Annotated in this window: 13 protein-coding genes; 6 read left to right on the plus strand and 7 right to left on the minus strand. The window is 49.9% G+C overall.

Going from position 1 to position 17293, the window contains the following annotated elements; genetic code table 11:
* Nucleotides 1-5 precede the first annotated feature (5 nt).
* Nucleotides 6-6908, plus strand: a complete 6903-nt coding sequence (locus L1285_RS19605; protein ID WP_235413895.1) for a leucine-rich repeat domain-containing protein — start codon at nt 6-8, stop codon at nt 6906-6908.
* Nucleotides 6909-6998: 90 nt separating this feature from the next.
* Here the strand turns inward: L1285_RS19605 and L1285_RS19610 are convergent, their stop codons facing one another.
* The 5 genes from L1285_RS19610 to L1285_RS19630 form a co-directional block, all read right to left on the minus strand.
* The gene (locus L1285_RS19610; protein ID WP_235413897.1) at nt 6999-7412 is read right to left on the minus strand and encodes a GNAT family N-acetyltransferase; all 414 of its coding nucleotides are present in this window, start codon (nt 7410-7412) and stop codon (nt 6999-7001) included.
* On the minus strand, nt 7405-9360 hold the full coding sequence (locus L1285_RS19615; protein ID WP_235413898.1) for a methyl-accepting chemotaxis protein: 1956 nt from the start codon (nt 9358-9360) through the stop codon (nt 7405-7407). The genes L1285_RS19610 and L1285_RS19615 overlap by 8 nt, the downstream gene beginning before the upstream one ends.
* 216 nt (nt 9361-9576) lie before the next feature.
* On the minus strand, nt 9577-10929 hold the full coding sequence (locus tag L1285_RS19620; protein WP_235413899.1) for a sigma-54-dependent transcriptional regulator: 1353 nt from the start codon (nt 10927-10929) through the stop codon (nt 9577-9579).
* Nucleotides 10929-11468: a hypothetical protein gene (locus L1285_RS19625; protein ID WP_235413900.1), complete on the minus strand. Its 540-nt coding sequence runs from the start codon at nt 11466-11468 to the stop codon at nt 10929-10931. Before L1285_RS19625 ends, L1285_RS19620 begins: the two co-directional genes overlap by 1 nt.
* Nucleotides 11465-12874 (minus strand): sensor histidine kinase, encoded by a 1410-nt coding sequence (locus tag L1285_RS19630; RefSeq protein ID WP_235413901.1) that lies wholly within the window; start codon nt 12872-12874, stop codon nt 11465-11467. Before L1285_RS19630 ends, L1285_RS19625 begins: the two co-directional genes overlap by 4 nt.
* A 299-nt stretch (nt 12875-13173) precedes the next feature.
* Between L1285_RS19630 and L1285_RS19635 the strand changes: the two genes are divergently transcribed.
* The 4 genes from L1285_RS19635 (at nt 13174) to L1285_RS19650 (ending at nt 14166) form a co-directional block, all read left to right on the plus strand.
* Nucleotides 13174-13395, plus strand: a complete 222-nt coding sequence (locus L1285_RS19635; protein WP_235413902.1) for an EF-hand domain-containing protein — start codon at nt 13174-13176, stop codon at nt 13393-13395.
* A 26-nt stretch (nt 13396-13421) separates the two neighbouring features.
* On the plus strand, nt 13422-13637 hold the full coding sequence (locus L1285_RS19640) for an EF-hand domain-containing protein (protein ID WP_235413903.1): 216 nt from the start codon (nt 13422-13424) through the stop codon (nt 13635-13637).
* Nucleotides 13638-13660: 23 nt separating this feature from the next.
* Nucleotides 13661-13867: an EF-hand domain-containing protein gene (locus L1285_RS19645; protein WP_054013406.1), complete on the plus strand. Its 207-nt coding sequence runs from the start codon at nt 13661-13663 to the stop codon at nt 13865-13867.
* Between the two features lie 95 nt (nt 13868-13962).
* Nucleotides 13963-14166 (plus strand): EF-hand domain-containing protein, encoded by a 204-nt coding sequence (locus L1285_RS19650; RefSeq protein ID WP_046006480.1) that lies wholly within the window; start codon nt 13963-13965, stop codon nt 14164-14166.
* A gap of 320 nt (nt 14167-14486) precedes the next feature.
* On the opposite strand, the gene L1285_RS19655 is transcribed toward L1285_RS19650, so the two are convergent.
* Nucleotides 14487-15044, minus strand: coding sequence for a GNAT family N-acetyltransferase (locus tag L1285_RS19655; protein WP_235413904.1), 558 nt, complete (start codon nt 15042-15044; stop codon nt 14487-14489).
* Between the two features lie 22 nt (nt 15045-15066).
* Nucleotides 15067-16233 (minus strand): MFS transporter, encoded by a 1167-nt coding sequence (locus L1285_RS19660; RefSeq protein ID WP_235413905.1) that lies wholly within the window; start codon nt 16231-16233, stop codon nt 15067-15069.
* 106 nt (nt 16234-16339) lie between these two features.
* Here L1285_RS19660 and L1285_RS19665 point away from each other — a divergent pair, with 106 nt between their 5' ends.
* Nucleotides 16340-17215 (plus strand): LysR family transcriptional regulator, encoded by an 876-nt coding sequence (locus tag L1285_RS19665; RefSeq protein WP_130243818.1) that lies wholly within the window; start codon nt 16340-16342, stop codon nt 17213-17215.
* Nucleotides 17216-17293 lie beyond the last annotated feature (78 nt).

Here is a 17293-nt window from a genome sequence, read left to right on the forward strand (position 1 = left end):
AGCTCATGGAATCGTTCGGTTATTTTTCCCGTCTCTTGTTTACTATTCTGGCTTTGAATACGCTGGTGGCTTGTGGTGGTGGCAGTAGCACAAGCAATAGCAATAGCAATAGCAATAGCAATAGCAATAGTGAAGTTCAGAAGCCGACAGCAAAGCCAATGACAGTAAAGGTCACTGGTATTAGCGAAGTGTCAGCATTAACCTCACACACGTTAACCTCAAGTGTCGATAACCCCACAGGGGCAGTCACGTATCAATGGCATTACGAATCTGAGCTGGCGCTCGATGTATCTGAGTTGGGGCAGCCAAACTTGACCGTCACAAGTCAGGATATCGCAACCGGTGGCGATGCGGTGTTCACGCTCACCGTCACTGATGAGCAGGGCCGCACCGCGCAAGCCAGTCATACTATTATATTCAAAGCCGGCGAACCGGTGACTATCTCAGTCGTCGGCCCTGAACAAGTCACAGATTCGGACAAAGTGACATTTGAAGGCCGGACTGATGGTCCACAGGTGGTCAGTTACCGCTGGCAACATGATAGTGAGCTTGAGCTGGACCTCACAGGACAGGGAACGGCAACCTTGGCGGTGACACCCCCCGTGATATCGACTCCTTTGATTGTGACCTTTACCCTCACGGTGGAAGATGTGCATGGGCGTAGTTATCAGTCTGTACACGTTGTAACATTTGCTGCAAACAATCCAGGGCCACCAGACCCTGAGCCAAACAAAGCACCACTTGTTGAGATTAAAGGAACAGAGCTGGCCCGTGCGCAAGATGCCGTCGTACTGAAGGCAAATGCCAGCGATCCGGATGGAGAGATTAGCCAATATCAGTGGTCTACAGATAGTAGCCTTCCAGTGCTGTTATCAGATATTAACTCACCTGAGCTGAGCTTTACTGTTCCACTCATAAATGAATCACAGACTGTTACTTTCACACTTGTGGTCAGTGATGATCAGGGCCTGTCGGCTCAGGCTACCCATTTAGTTGAATTTCTTCCTCTACCCAATCGTCCCCCTGAAGTGACCTTGGTGTCTCCAGCTGAAGTAATGGAAAACCAAAATATTACTATCACCGCACAAGCGAATGATCCGGACGGTGAGATTAGCCATTATGAATGGGGCTACGAAGGTGATGTATCACTTAATATTGGCGACAATTCGGCCGCCGAGTTGGTACTCGGTCCAATAGATGTCAGACAGGATACCGAACTGAGTATATTTGTTATCGTGACAGATAACGATGGTGCAAAGAGCCGCAAAGAGACGAGTTTAACAGTGCGTGCCCTGCCTGAAGTGTCGATAGAGCTGGCCACACAGGCACTCTTAGAGAAGCAGCCTATTACCCTGAGTGCGCAACTTCATGACCCGCACAACCGGGTCGCCAGCTATACCTGGACACATAATGGTCAAGACTTGTTAAGTGTTAACGGGGAGTTCAGCGAGCAAATGATGCTGCAAAGTTCTGATATTCAAGAAGACTTACCTGTTACGGTAAGCCTTGCGGTCACGGACACACTGGGCAATCAGGTACAAACGCAGACAGAGCTGACAATACAGGCGATAAAGCATGTTTTGACCGTAGCAGGTGAGGTCTTTGCCAGAGAATATCCTGTTAGTAATACCAATGTGACCGCACAGGTCAGCGGCGTAGCAGAGGCTGTTGCAGTTGATGAGGTGGGGCGGTACACCCTGACATTAGAGCTGGACGAGTCGCAAGCGAATGCCATGATTGCGTTAACAGCACATCAAGAAAATAACCCCGTGCGCGCAGCGGCCTCTGTGTTGGGGGAAATACAACACCTGATTGCGCTTGGGGGCGAGGACGGGGTTCTGACAGCCGATGAATTATTTGCCGTCAATATTAACGCGGCAACGACCGCCGAGTTTGCGCTTCTGCATGACGACCACGGGTTGCCAACAACACAATTGCAACTGAGTGAAGCGCGCGCGAACCTGGATCCTGCACAAAAGCGTTCACTTACCGGGCTGTTTTATGACTTTAGTCGCGTGTCTGAACGACATTTAAGTTTGCCCGATGGCTATGAGGATCTTGTCGCGTTGGCAAAAAACCTGCGCGCCAGCAAACGTCAGTTACGTCAATACCAGCGTGAATACGGCGCAGCTGCCGACACAGTACGTCATCAGGTGGCGCAAAACTCGCACTTGTTTGAGCCTGCTACTGTGTTGCCCGAGGGCCGCTATTTACTGAGTGAACTGAACTATTTCAATGGCTTCGCTGCGTCGCTGACATTTAATGAGGACGGAACTGGTCTGTTGGAAGGCTCTGAACGCGTGTCTTTTAACTGGGCGCAGGTGGAGTCTGACATCCTGCTCACGCTCAGCCAACCACTTGGCATCTACCGTAACGGGGTTGCTGAGCAACCTGATTATTATACCGAACAATTGCGCCTGTCACTGAACAAAGACCCGGATGGCAACATTGCTGCAAGCGTGAGCATCCCAGACAGCCATCATGCCCCTTGGTACACCCGTTTGGTCTCTGTCGATGATTTATCGGCGTATTCAGCAAGTGATGTTCTTGCGCAATGGTTAATTAGCTTTGCAGAACCACAAAGCCAGGACCGCCATTATGATATCAATCTGTATGATGATGGCTCGGCACGTGTTAAGTCGGGTTTGACTTCTGACGTAACACACTGGCAGCTCATTGGTGCTCAGCTTGAGCTTAGCCTGGATGATGTACCTTATCGCCTATATCTACTGAGGGAATTCTCTTTAGGTTATCAGCTTCTGGTTGAGTACGACGCTGAACAGGGAAAAACAATCGTGCCTGGAGTGATGTTGCGTCAGCAACAAACCAGCTTCGACGAGCTCAACTACACCCGAACCTGGGAGCTACTGCACAGACAAGGTGAAAGCGAAATATTTCGTATTGATGAAGACAATGACTACCATTACCCCTGGCGTCGCCACGTCCGGGGCGACAAACAAGATGGTAAGCTGGTACAACAGCGCTACGAATTTGCGGGCATGGAGACTCCCTGGTGTGATGTATCTTTGCCACAGTGCGAAGCCAAACTGCATGCGGCGTATCGTCTGCTTAGCGTTCAGGATGATCTGATTGCAGTCGAGTATGCTACGGCTCGCAACCGCTTGAGTGCCGAGCTGCCTAAACGTCAGCTGTATGTGTTCGAATTGAGCGATGATGTGCTGAGCACGCCCCGATTAACCGATGGTCTTTTCAAAACCAGTAACAATGGTGCGTTTGCCGGCATAGCCAGTTTATACGCTGAGACTGAGCAAGGCGTGGTTCATCTTCAAGGGGGTCAGCATTGTGATTCGCGCTTTTCTGAACCTCAATGCGCGGAAGCAATCTATATCGGCGAGCACAAGTATTGGGCGTCCATGGCCGGTGAGGAAATCAGACTTGTTTCGATAGACCGCAGAAATACGCTTTACCTGACAATGACTGATGCCGACGAGCAGGGTGTTACCTTGTGTTTACGGGAAAATGTAGAGCAGCAGAGCTGTACTGAGACAAATTCACTCTACTACCAGTTTTCAGCTCCTCGTCTGGATATCGAGTTTGCCGTGTCGGGTGAAGGCGCCTTGCAGCCTTCGGTGAATACGGTAAGTTACAAACAGAGTTTTGATACCCTAATTTTACCAGAGCAAGGTTTTGAACTAGACGAGATATCGGGCTGCGATGGCGTACTTAAAGAAATCGACAATGACTCTTTGCTGTATTCGGTGACAGAGCCAGAACAAAATTGCACCATTAACGCAAGCTTTAAGCGCTCCGCCCCGCATGTCGGCAAGAATGTGGTGTTTGTGGACAATGGCGATATCCCGCATAGCTGGTATATGCATATCCATCGTAATGGTAAAGGTGCTTTGAAAACCCGAACAGGCACGGCTTATTTTACGATTACTAAAGAGAGCGAGTCTCACTATGTTGCGCGTTTGAATGATCGCGCCGCGTCAGTGCGCGACGGGCAGGGTAAAACGCATACTGTTACAGGATTTGCATTTGACTACCGACCGGATGGGGTCTACCTGAGCTGGCACGAAGGTGCTGGAGCCGAACGTACGGTATACACGACTCAGATCCAATTTGCTAAAGATCTCGAAGCACTCGTTATCGATCCGCAAGTATTGACAGGCCAATGGGCGCTGACCTTTGGCGAGTATGCCGAATCGCAGCAAACGCACACTCAGCAGCACCTGGTGTTTAATCTGAATGCTGATCACACTGGTGAGCTACGTGCAGGAGAGCACCGCTCCTGGGCACAGCAGCATGCACTGAGTTGGTCATTGACAGAGCAAAACCGACTGCGACTGTCTGCACGCTCTGGTGCCCTGATAGCGGAGTTTAAATTAATTCGCCAATCTAAATGGGGCTATCAGTTCGTGATTGAGCATGTTACGCATGCCAGCTTCGGCTATCACAAAGATTGGTTTCAGCATGGTGCAGGCTTGCTGATCAAGCGCGAAGCGCAACCCCTTGAGCTGGCGCAACTAGCAGGTAAGTGGCGCTATCAGTCTGATAACCAGCGTGATGGCTTTGAGTTATATGCAGATGGGACATACCGCACTGGTAAGTTTAATGGTGCAGGGCGAGCATCGTTAAGCGGTCCGACTTTGTCTGTGTCAGCAGCGTATAACATTGAGCTTAATATGTTCGATCCGATTTGTAACATTGATGCTCCTCAGTGTGTATTGGGATACCAAAAAACGTATACCGTACTGAGCAAGCAAGACGATACGGTATTCGTATTGTTTAATGAAAGTACCAGTAACTCTGAAGCTGAGATCCGTCAGTTTGAGCTGGATAAAAACCTGAGCTTGACACAATTTGAAGCGCATTTCTTCCGCGAAGTATCTGAACTTGAAGCGGGTATTGATACGCCTTCTTCCAATAATTTGTATGAAGTAACACCTCAGCAAACACGCTACTGGCGATTCTTTGAACGGGAAAGTGAGCATGGCATCCAACAGTATTTGCACATTGAGGGGGAAAATGCCACTGAGGTTACCATTGATCAGGGTAAGCTGATTTTTGGTGATGCACAGCAATACCAGCTTGAAATCATTGAGAGCACAAACGAAGGGATATTGGTGTGTCGCTCTGCGCGAGGTAACGACTGTCAGGCAGCTGAACAGCACTTTCTTCGCTACGAGGTGCCAGCCTACGAGGTAACCTTAGATGTCGGCCCAGGAGGTGAGGTTGTAACCGACATATCCGGGTCTTATATCTTATACGGCAGATGGCTGGGTGTGGAGATAGCATATCAGCAAGATCAGGTGCTGTCCGCTTTATCCGGATGTGATTTATCCTTAAGCGATGAAGATGATCAGGTGTTGAATTTTTACGCCAAACGGCTTGTCAGTGCTTGTCATATCCACGCACGGTTTGAACCCTGGGTCGGCAGCCACTCCGCACGGCTGGACATTACGGATCCGCTTCTGGGTGCCTGTGTTGATCAGTTCAATGAGCAGCCCGACAGGCATATCGAGTACAGAACGCATTTGGCCTGTGATGGGCAAGACAATCTGCCACTGACGGATATTTCAGGCCTGGCGAAGTTTACGCACCTGACATCTTTGCATTTGCGCAATGGCGCACAGATCAGCCCATCAGCTCTGGTGGCACTGAATACACTGACGCAGTTAAAGGCATTATCGCTTGAGGATATTAGTATTCCGGAGCTGGATCTCAGTGGTCTGAGCACCTTAGAGGAACTCAGCCTAGCATTGCCAGATCTTACGGCACTCACCTTGCCACAAGATAGTGCATTGACATCGTTGGCCATAACACAAGGCGGCCCGGCCACTTTGGCACTGAGCGGGCAAACAAGTTTGACCAGACTCAGTCTGTCTGGCAGTGCAATAAGCCGGGTGGATCTCAGTGGATTGCAAAACCTGACATCGCTCGGGGCAAGCAACAGTCAGCTGGAAGAAATTACTTTCATGGATGCGACTTTGCCAGTCGAAAGGCTGTGGCTGAACAACACCCCGCTGACTCAGTTAGACCTGGCTCGTTTTCCTCAACTGACTCACGCGAATCTGGACCATACTCAGCTGTCGGCTTTGGATGTCACCAGTAATAATGCATTACATCGCCTGAGTGCTCAGCATACACCACTGGAACACTTTGTCGCAGCGCCCAGTGTACCGCTGGATGAGCTTGTCTTGTCAAACACACAGCTGACCAGCTTAGCGTTAACAAGCATGCCTGCGCTGAATTGGTTAGAGATTGATAACGCGCGTTTAACTGCGCTGGACTTCAGTGGTTCAGGCATTAATCACCTAAGTGCCAAGGGTAACCAGCTAACGTCACTGACATTGCCAAGTGATGCCAAATTAAAGCGCCTATGGCTGGACGATAATCAAATAGCGAGTGTAAATTTATCAGAGGATAATTCGTGGTTGTTGGTTCTCAGTCTGTCAGGCAACCAGCTTTCGACGTTTGATACATTGGGCCCCCGCTACCTCAATACTCTGGACTTGTCGCATAACCCTCTGACGAAGTTTGCTGTCAGATTGAATTCCTGGCTACATACCCTGAATCTGTCACATACGCAGCTGGAGGACGTTGATATTTCTTACTTACATCGCCTGCGTACTTTAGCTATAGATCATACATCGATATCACAGCTGGCAATTAAGGCGCACATAAAGCACCTGGATTTGAGCAATACCCAAGTGAAGGAGTTGCACCTGCCTGATGGCATGGAAAATACAGAGATATACTTTACAGACAATACCCTGAACAGTCTGACTGCAACAGGAAGTCATCGAAATATCAGGTTATTTCTGGAACAGAGCGAGCTGAGCGATCAGGTCAGAGAGTTTCTGATCATGAATCAAAGACAGATCCGGGGATTACTGTGCCGTGATTTATCGGTCCCGGCTGAATGTACGGTTATTAGACGCTAAGCCAACTAACCTTCGCGAAAACCTCTGGTATTCGCGAAGGCTGCCACCTCATTGATTGTGCTTCAGGAGGGCAAGTTTGCTTTGATATACTCAGTAAAACTTACACATTCCCAGTCCCAGCGTTTCGCCGTTGCGCAATGCGTAGCCGTAGCGCTGGTAGAAGGCCTCTTTGCCCTGTGCCGCCAGCAATGCCGCGGTTGCACCGCTGTGGCAATGCGCCGATAAGTATTGCTCAATGCCATCCATAACGATACTGCCAAGACCACAACCCTGATGATCCGGATGCACGATGACGTCCTGGATGTAAAAGTACATTTGTCCATCGCCGACTATCCGGCCACAGGCCACCAGTTGTTGCTCTTTGCGACATTGCACCCAGTACAGTGAGGCCGCAATGCTGGCTGCAACTTGCTTAAGGGCTGGGTTTTGCCAGCCGACACTTTCGCGCAGCGCACTGAACTCAGTCGCTGTGGGTGGCGACTGTAAAATCTGCAGCTCAGTCATCAACATCAAACCTGTCCACCAGTTGGTCAAGGTTATTGGCCAGCTCAACTAATTGGGTTGCGCCAGCGTGCAACGCATCGGCAGAATCCCCCACTTGCTGTACCGACTGGCTGACGCCCTGGATACGAGACTGGGTTTCTTCGGCGGCTTCGCCCTGAGCGTTTGCCTGGCGGGAAATATCGGCAATGATGTTTTTCACACGAGAGACCGAACTGGCGATGTCGTCGAATGCCTGATGTGCCAGCTCCGATTGCTCTATGGCCTGTTTGGACTCATCGACACTGGCGGTCATGCGCTCAGACACACTGCGAGTCTGCTCAATTAGTTTTGTCAGTACCTGTTCGATATCCTGAGTTGCATCATGGGAGCGTTGTGCCAGTGTTCGTACTTCGTCTGCCACCACGGCGAAACCGCGACCTTGTTCACCGGCGCGGGCGGCCTCAATGGCGGCGTTCAGCGCCAGCAGGTTGGTCTGCTCGGCAATGGTACGGATCACTTCCAGAATATTGGTGATGTTATTACTTTCGTTTTCGAGCTTGCTCATAGCGGTTGCTGAGTCGCCCAAAGAGTCGTTGAGCTTGGCGACCTGGCTAACTGTGCTTTGGATCATCTTGTTACCGGTCTCAGTGTGCTGCTCTGTGGTGGATATTTCGTTGAGTGCATCGCCACAGTTGTCGCTCACCGTCATGGCCATGCTGGCCATCGACTGCGTGGTATCTGTGGCGGTTTGCGAGGTTTTTTCCTGATGGCGGCATTGGTTGCGGATATCATTGATCCGCGACTGCGAATTATGGGCTTCACTGTTGAGTGTGCGTGCATTGCCCTGAATGTCTTTGACCAGCGCATTAATCGAATTTAAAAATTGATTAAACCAGGTTGCCAGTTCACTGATCTCGTCATTGCCTATCACCTGTAGCCGTTTTGATAAGTTGCCCTCACCCTGAGCAATTTCTTTAAGGCCGTCCGAGACCATTTCAATGGGGTAGACAATTTTGTTGGCCAGCACAATGGCAATCACCACAAACAGCGCCAGCATTATCACTGCGATGATACTGATGCTGTAAGTCATATTGTAAGACGAAGTGAGGATCTCGTCTTCTTCAATGATGGCAATAAAGGTCCAGCCGAGTTCGTCAGAGCGATAAAACTTGGCGTTGAACACCTTCTCCTGATGTTCTAGCGTAATAAAAGGTGCATCGCCCGCGTTGCGGATTGCTTTATATCGGGCGTCGCTCAGGTCGCGGATATTTTTAAAATTGTTATCGGCATTTTTGGGATCTGCCAGTACGGTGCCCTGATTGTCGAGCAGCAATAAATAGCCGGTGTTACCCAGTTTGATGTTGCTGACAATGTCGGTAAGGGTCGATAAGGTTACGTCTAAAGATTGAACCCCGAGCAGGTCGCCGTTTTTCAGGATCCCGGTGGCCACAGAGACCATCGCCTGTCCGGTAACGCCCTGATAGGGCTCAGTGACCACTACCTCAGATGGATTGGCGCTCACCTGCTGATACCAGGGCCGCTTGCGGGGGTCGTAGTTGCCAAGCGGCTCGGCCGGATACTGGATAAAGCCGCCGTCGCGGGTGCCCAGATACACAAACAACAACTCCGGGTGGGTCTTGCCAAAGGTGGTGTACAGATCAAAAATGGCGGCCTCTGCTGCCCCGGAGGATTCAGGCGTCATCATTTTCTCTGCGCCAAAATAAGTGGTGGTGTCTTTGCCCACGGATTGCACGGTTTTACTTTGTGCTAAGAAGCGGGTATTGCTTTTCATCTGGTCAAAAAAGATGATAAAGGCGTTTTCTATTTGTCGGATCTCGTTGACCGATGTCTCTAAGAATCGCTCCAGTGACTCTTGTTTGGTGCGCGAGATACTCATGATGGATATGGCAAGAATTGGAATGATAACGGTCATTACAAAGCTTAAAATCAGCTTTTTACGCATTCTCATGGGCAACCACCTCGGTTTTTATTGTAATAATAGTGTAGTTGTGAACGGAGCAATTTGCCCCGAATTAGCCTAATTTATGGGCTTTGAATTAATATTACAAACTTCTGTGGGTTGAACAAGGCGTGCTGCAATAAAAGTGACAGAGGCGGGCTGAGGTTGGGTGATGCAGGGCCCTAAAAAGCGGGAACCCGCATGAAGAGTTGGCTCGGCAGGGGATTATTGTATATCGTGTTTTTTCATCAGCTTATAAAAGTCGGAGCGGTTTCTTTGTGCCAGCTTAGCGGCTTGCGGCACATTGTTCTGACATAACGCCAGTACTTTCAGTATGTAATCTCGCTCAAACTGACGCTTGGCATCATTAAGCCCGATAAACGCCTGGCGGTCGTCCTGCGCCGGCAAGGCATTGAGTACACTGTCCTCAGAAATATGGCTGCCCGGCGTCATCGCCACGCAGTACTCAATCACATTGTGTAACTGTCGGATATTGCCGGGCCAGGCATAGCTTAACAGGGCGGTCATGGCATCCGGCGAGAGCCGTTTGGGGGTTTTACTTAACTGACTTAAAAACAGGTTCGCCAGCAAGGGAATATCTTCAACACGCTCTTTGAGCGAGGGCAAGGATAACTGCACAACGTTAAGCCGATAATAAAGATCTTCTCTGAATTTACCTTCGCTGACCGCCTGCGCAATGTTTTTGTGGCTGGCCGAGAGAATACGCACGCTCACGGTTTGCTCCTGATGCCCGCCAATTGGGCGAACGGTTTTTTCCTGCAAAACCCGCAACAGTTTGACCTGTAAATCGAGCGGCATATCACCGATTTCATCCAGCAGCAGTGTGCCCTGATCGGCGCTCTGAATGAGTCCCTGTTTATCTGCAATGGCACCGGTAAACGCGCCTTTTTTATGGCCAAATAATTCGGATTCCAATAAATGTGCAGGCAGGGCACCACAGTTTATGGCGATAAATGGCCCCTGGGCATGGCTACTTGCCCGGTGAATAGCCCGCGCGGTAACTTCTTTACCTGTGCCGCTTTCGCCCTGGATCAGAATATTGGCCTGACTGGGCGCGATGGCTTTAATTTGTTGCACCAGCTGGCGCATGCTCGCGCTTTGGTGATACAAGCCATGAAAATTATCTGGCTCGGGGGCGTGTGACGTACTTTGCTCGGGTAGCGCCTTGTTAATTGCCGCCAGCAGCTCATTACTGTCGATAGGCTTAGTAATAAATGCCGTGATCCCCTGCTGAATGGCATCTACCGCATCGGGGATAGAGCCGTGCGCGGTCATCATGATTACCGGCAGGCCAGGATAGCTGGCCTGTAATTTCTGGTTCAGGGCCAGGCCGTCCATGTTATCCATGCGTAAATCGGTCAGCACCAAATCGATGGCGGTGTTTGCCAGTTGTCGCAGTGCTGCATGCCCACTGCTGGCCAGCGTTACCTGAAAGCCATGACTTTCCAGCCGCATTGCCAGCAGCTCGCTCAGGGCCGGGTCGTCGTCTACCAGCAAAATAGAGGTGCTGTGCGTTGCAGGCTGAGGATCTGTGGTCTCGATTTCAGTGTAAGACATTATTGCTGCTCCTTGGGTGTCTGAGAGGACTCATTCAGGGGCACGTCCTGAAGTCTTTGTTGCTCAATATCCGCAAGCTCCTGCTTGAGGGTCATCAGCGCCTGATTGGTTTGGCTCAGCTGTGATTGGATCTGGCTCAGTTTGGCATTGCTGCGATGCAGGCGGATTTTTTGCCCCCGCAGCACCTGAGTATGTTGTTTCAGGGTGTTAAACCACAGCATATAGTGCTCCGGCCAGGGCTGACTTTGCTCAAGCGCGGTGATCAGTTGTAACTGTCTGGTGGTCGACACTGTGTTGCAGTAGTCGTGCATAAAGGTTTCAATGGCGGCCTGACCAATATAGCGCGCCGATTGGTTATGCTGTGGCGGCAACCCCTGCTGGCAAACCTGTAAATAACGCTCGAGCAGAACCGCCAGTGACGCATAGTCCGGGCTCACTGTTTTGCTTGGCCCGATAAAGCTGCTTTTGTGTGTATTAGGGCTCAGCTGACAGCCACTCAGAACGACAATGAGCACTAAGCTCAAAAACGGGATCCTCATTTGCTTTTTCCTTGTTTTGGCAAAGTTATACTAAATTCGCAGCCCGGATGGGTATTTTGCCACCCTAACTGGCCGCCAAACTGGGTCACGCACTCCTCAACTATGGCCAGCCCCAGTCCGCTGCCTGCAACCTGATTACGCTGTTTGCCTCGAACAAAGGGCTTAAACAGGTGCTTGGCTTCTTGCGGGTCGAGCCCGGGTCCATCGTCCCGGACACTGACTTGCCAGTGGGCTGGGGTGTCTGTGAGGTCTATGTTGATTTGGCTCTGGGTATACTGAATGGCATTGCCAAGCAGGTGTGTTAGCGCCAGTTTGACTGGCATTTCGGGTAAGTGAGTGAGTGCAGGGTCAAAGCGCCAGTCAATCTGAATACCTGCGCTTTGTAGCCGCTGTGCAAAGTGCTCTTCAAGCTGCTCTTTGATTGCCTGGGCGCTACAGCGTGCCTGTTGATTATGCGGATGGCTGGCAGCGCTGAACGTGAGCAGATCTTCAATCAGCTGAGTGAGTTTGTTCACTGAGGTGCTCAGAATGCCGGTTACGCGCCGCTGCTTGTCGTTCAGCTGGCCCAGATGTGGTGTATTCAGCAACTCAGTGCCTTCTTTGATTGAGGCCAGCGGGGTTTTTAGCTCGTGCGAAACATGGCGCAAAAAGGTCTCTTTTTGTTGCTTGCTGGCGGCCAGCTCATTACGTAATTGCTCAAGTCGCACACCCAGCTGAGTAAACTCATGACTGCCGGACAGTTGAATGGGCGTGGCAAACTGACCGGCACCGACGACCTCAATGGCCTGCTCCAGCTGAAACAACTGGCGGGAGATCCGTTTTATCAGCCAGATACTGAGACCGATCAAAACAGGTAACAGTATGCTCAGTCCGATTAAAAAGCGTTGCCGGATCGTACTTTGCTGCGCCAGCGCTTCGTTGAGCGTGTGATCGAGGGTCTGCTGGAGCGGTTGTGACTCTTGGGCCAGGACATTAACCATGGCTGATAAGGTTTTACTGTTGGGGGCCTGAGCTTGTGACAGGGGCTGTTGCCAATTTGCAACGGCTGCGCTTTTTTCGAGCTTTATCAGTAATGCTTTGAGCGAATTTTTACGCTTTTGCCAGTTTTCGTTGATACTTTTTTGCAATTTTTTGCTTTGTAGCAGCTGATTGTTTAGCTGGGCCTTTTCGAGCGCCTGGAGCGCGTTTCTCAGCTCATTAAAATCTGATGTAACCTTCTGATTATTGGCATAAATATCCTGTACTACTTGTTGCTGATAGGCAACCGATTGAATAAACCACAGGGTGAGCAGTAACAGGGGCACCAGGGCCAGTAGCAGCGCCATCAGTGCCTGTTTCCACAACGCTTGAGAAAAAAATTGTTTGAGCGGCTCACGAGCGCGCGGTTCTGAGCTGGCATGCTGCATAAAATATCAGGCTTTTTAGTGCGTTTTCGGCCCGCTGTTGCTAAATAGCAACAAGTGTAAGTTATTGATTTTTAAAGTTGAGCCAAAAACGCAGGTTAAACAGTGTTGCCATTTAGCAACAAATCACCTTAATCCCACCTGAACTTTTTTACCCATAACCTAGTAAGTTATTGAAAATAAATAACTAAATAAAGCTGGCATCAAAGTTGGAATAGTCTTGTCAAACGCAGCCAACAAACCCCAAACGGTTTCGCGGCAGCAGCATTAACAGCAAATACGAAAAACAGAAGGAAAGTAACATGAAAACATCTATGACAATGATTGCGGCTTTGGGTCTGACTGTACTAGCAACCGGAGCGATTGCAGGCGGTGACTTCGAGAAGTATGACACAGATGGTGATGGCACTATCAGTCTGAGTGAATCAAAAGCAAATCCCAGATTGATGGGTCAGTTCAAAGACCTGGATAGCAATGGCGACTCTCTGCTGAGCAAAAGCGAATTTTCCGGCTTCAATAGCTAAACACCGCCCCGACAGGAGGATTTATTATGCAACTAAAACATGTAGTTGTACTAACAATCGGAATGTTTACCAGTGCACTGGCACTTGCCTCTGAGGTGGACTTTGCATTACTGGATGCCAACAACGATGGCTTGGTCAGTATGTCAGAAGCGAAACAGGTCCCTGCGGTAGCAGAAGCATTCAGACGCCTGGACAGCAATCGCGATGGTGCGCTGAGCGCCAAAGAGTTTAGTCACTTTTAAGCCAATTTAGTGAGGAAATAATCATGAACAAACTCATGTTAAGCACAGTATTAATGTTGGCCAGCCTCGGTGCACATGCCGCGAGCAGCTCATTTTCTTCCTTCGATACCGACGGTGACGGGTTTATTTCAAAGTCAGAAGCAGCTGGCTCAGAAACCCTGACGGTTATTTTCGACAAGCTCGACAGCAATGGCGACGGCAAGCTGTCCGAGCAGGAATTTCGCCAGTAACAGACTGAAGGCAATAAACCAAGTGGCGCCAGTGTCGCGTCACTTCCCTCAAGGTTAGATAAAACAGATTAAAATCTTACGCTAAGGAGCTAAGTATGAATAAGTTAATGATCACAGCAGCCCTAATGATGGCCAGCCTGGGCGCACACGCAGCAAGCACGTTTTCATCGTTCGATAAAAATGACGATGGTTTTATCAGCAAATCAGAAGCGGCAGTATCGACTGAACTGAGTTCAGATTTCGATAAACTGGACAGCAATGGCGACGGCAAGCTGTCTAAGCAGGAGTTTCGCCTGTAACTGGCTGATATAACTCAGGCACACTCTCCCAATTTTGTATTTTTACGCAACAGTCTTCATGGGTCCTTCCATGAACCAAGGCACCTGATAAGGGTGCCTTTTTCGTTTCTTATACCAATTTGCTTAATTAAGTGTTCTATTTTGAGGCGAGAAAATATTGTCGATAACACCGCTCACGCGTCCTGCTATCGCTGAGGTACCTACGTCCATGTAGGCAAGGCAAAAATTTTGTTATTTAGTTGTTCTAAATGAGAAATTTTTAACGCCGTTAGCGTCATATTTGCTCCGTCAAATTGAACAGGTATTTAGTGAAATTGGTATTACGCCGTTGCTGCCATGCTATGTTCACTGCGCAACAGACCGTACATATAGCCATCATAATAGCCATGGCTGAATTTGAAGTGTTGGCGTAAATGCGCCTCCTGCTGCATACCCAGTTTTTGCATCAGCCGCCACGAAGCCTGATTCTCAACCGCGCAAAATGCACAGATCTTATTGAGTCCAAACTGCGCAAAGGCAGCTTCTATCAGGCCGTTTGCAGCCTCAAACGCATAACCCTGACCGATATATTTTTCATTCAGACGATAACCGATCTCTGCCGTTTTAGTATTGTGACTCAAAAACTTATACATGAGTTCACCGATCAGCACATTGTCTTCTCGTCTGACTACAGCCAACAGCAGCCGCTCATGCTCCTTGGCCTGCCAGGGGGCACCTGCCTGATCAATACGAGCCTGAGCGTCTTCCAGTGTAGCCGGTTCGCCAATATATCTGGATGTCTGAGGGTTGCGTCTGCTTTCGTAAATGGCGTGCAGATCACCTTGCTGCAATGGCCGAATGGTAAGGCGGGCCGTGTTAAAATGAAGTTTTTCGAACATGAATGATCCCAAAAAGTATGCGTTAAGTGTGTTCAAAATGTGGTCGCTGAATGCGGATAGTACGCCAGCTTAGTAACAACAGCGCGGCGCATACGGCTATCAACAGCGAGAGAGTTTGTGTGTTGTCTGGCAGCCACAGATTAACCAGCCAGGCAATCACAGAGAAAATCAGTAACTCGATGGCCCCGACCAGGGCGTTGGCAGTACCGGCCTGAGTGGGATGAAGCTGGCCAATCAGGTGCATATAGCTCGGAAAATAGCCGCCAAACACCAGCATGATGGCGGCATACGCCAGTAACACTGCCAGGGCGTGGTCGCTGGCCAGCAGAAAAGTCAGTGCGCTCATAAGTAATACCGGCCACAACCACAGGACAATTTTCATATAGCTGACATGACGCTGCAAAACCTTAGCAAACACGGCGCCCAGCAACAGGCCCACCATAGGCAGCATCATCGCCTGCCCGGTCTGGCTGGTGGTAAAGCCAAAACGCTCCTGCAGTAAAAACGGCAAGTGCAGTTGAAGTGTTAAATACAAAAAGGTTGGCACCCATTTAAAGCTGGCCAGAGATAGAAAAACCTGGCATCTGGCCATATTCTGATAGTGCCTGATGAGGCTCATCGGGTTTATCGCAATAGGCTGAGGTGCGCGGGTCTTGAGCAGGCTCAGCCCAAATAACGTGATAAACAAATAGTAAGTGATGAGCACCAGGGATAACCCCTGCCAGCCAAACCAGCTGCTAAGCATGCCACCGAGCAGCGGCGCAATAATGGCAGTAACACTGGCTGAGATAGCCACCGTTGCCATGGCACTTTTTAGTTTGGCACCAGACAGCCTTTGAGCCAGTAAGGTGCGGCTAATTAACACCGGTGACGCGGAGCCTGCGCCTTGTAATATTCGACCAATTAAAAAGGTGGTGCTGTCTGGTGCCACGGCGCATAACAGGGTGCCGATCAGCAGGATGATTTGCCCGGCAATAAACAAAGGCCGATCACCATATTTGTCGCGCAGCGGGCCGACAATCAGTTGCGCCGCGCCCAGGGTAATAAAGTAGCTGATGATCATTGCCTGACTTTGGCCATTGGACAGCATCAGGCTGTCTGCGATATCAGGCAAAACAGGCATATATACCTGGCTGACCAGCTGAGAGCAGGACATCAGTAAAACAGCGAGCATAGTAAACAAATACACGGGCACTCCAGGCGCAGAGGATTTGACCCGGGCACTATACGCCGCTTTCCTTGTCCTAAAAATAAGGTAATAATTAAAATACTATTTCCTTACAGGAATTAATTAAATGGATTGGTTAACGGCAACACGCAGTTTTTGTGTTCTGGCGGAGCTGGGCAGCTTCACCAAAGCGGCAGAACATCAGGGGATTTCGGCATCAGCCATGAGCAAGCGAATTGACTGGCTGGAGCGGCACCTGGGACAGAGTTTATTTATTCGCACCACCCGGCAGGTCAATCTGACCGAGCAAGGGCTGCACTTTTTCCCTCGCGCAAGAGACTGGCTGGCACAGTTTGAAGCCCTGGTCGAAACCGCACAATCTGAGCAATCTGAGCTACAGGGGAGCCTAAAAATTGCTGCTACGCAAGCGGTGGGCAGCAGTGTGCTGATGCCCAAAATAGAGCAGTTTTTGGCGCACCACCCGCAGATCACCATTCATCTGAACGTGCTGGCACCGGGCGAGCCACCGGATCTGCAACACGATGTGGTGATCACCCGTTATAACGAGTCATTCGATTCGGTGTCGCACAAAGGCACCCGGTTGTTTGATTATCAAATGCAGTTATTTGGCGCGCCCGAATATCTGGCCCGTTGCGATGAGATAACCTGCGTTGAGGACCTGGCAGCGCATAAGATGTTGCTGAGCAGCTATTATCACAAAGTTGGTGGCGTGGTGCTTGAAGATGGTCGGCTGTTTGAGTTTACTAACTATAATTTTGTGACCGATCATCTGGATGCCATTTTAAAGGCGGCAGTGCAGGGGATTGGCCTGCTATTTATTGCGCCCAGTTATATTGAGCGGGAATTAAGCTCAGGCGCACTGGTGCCGATTTTGCCGGATATTCGCTCCGAGGTTAAACAGCTCTGGGCTTATTATCCCAAGGCGAGCTACACTCCCCGCAAAACCCGATTGTTTATCGAGCACCTAAAAACGACGTTGTAATACAGTGGAGTAGGGCATTCCTTGGTGTAAAATGCCCATTCATCGCGGCATTCGAGTCGGGAGCTACTCAGTATTGAA

The organism is Pseudoalteromonas sp. DL2-H2.2, from assembly GCF_021532535.1.
GTDB classification, from domain to species: domain Bacteria; phylum Pseudomonadota; class Gammaproteobacteria; order Enterobacterales; family Alteromonadaceae; genus Pseudoalteromonas; species Pseudoalteromonas rubra_A.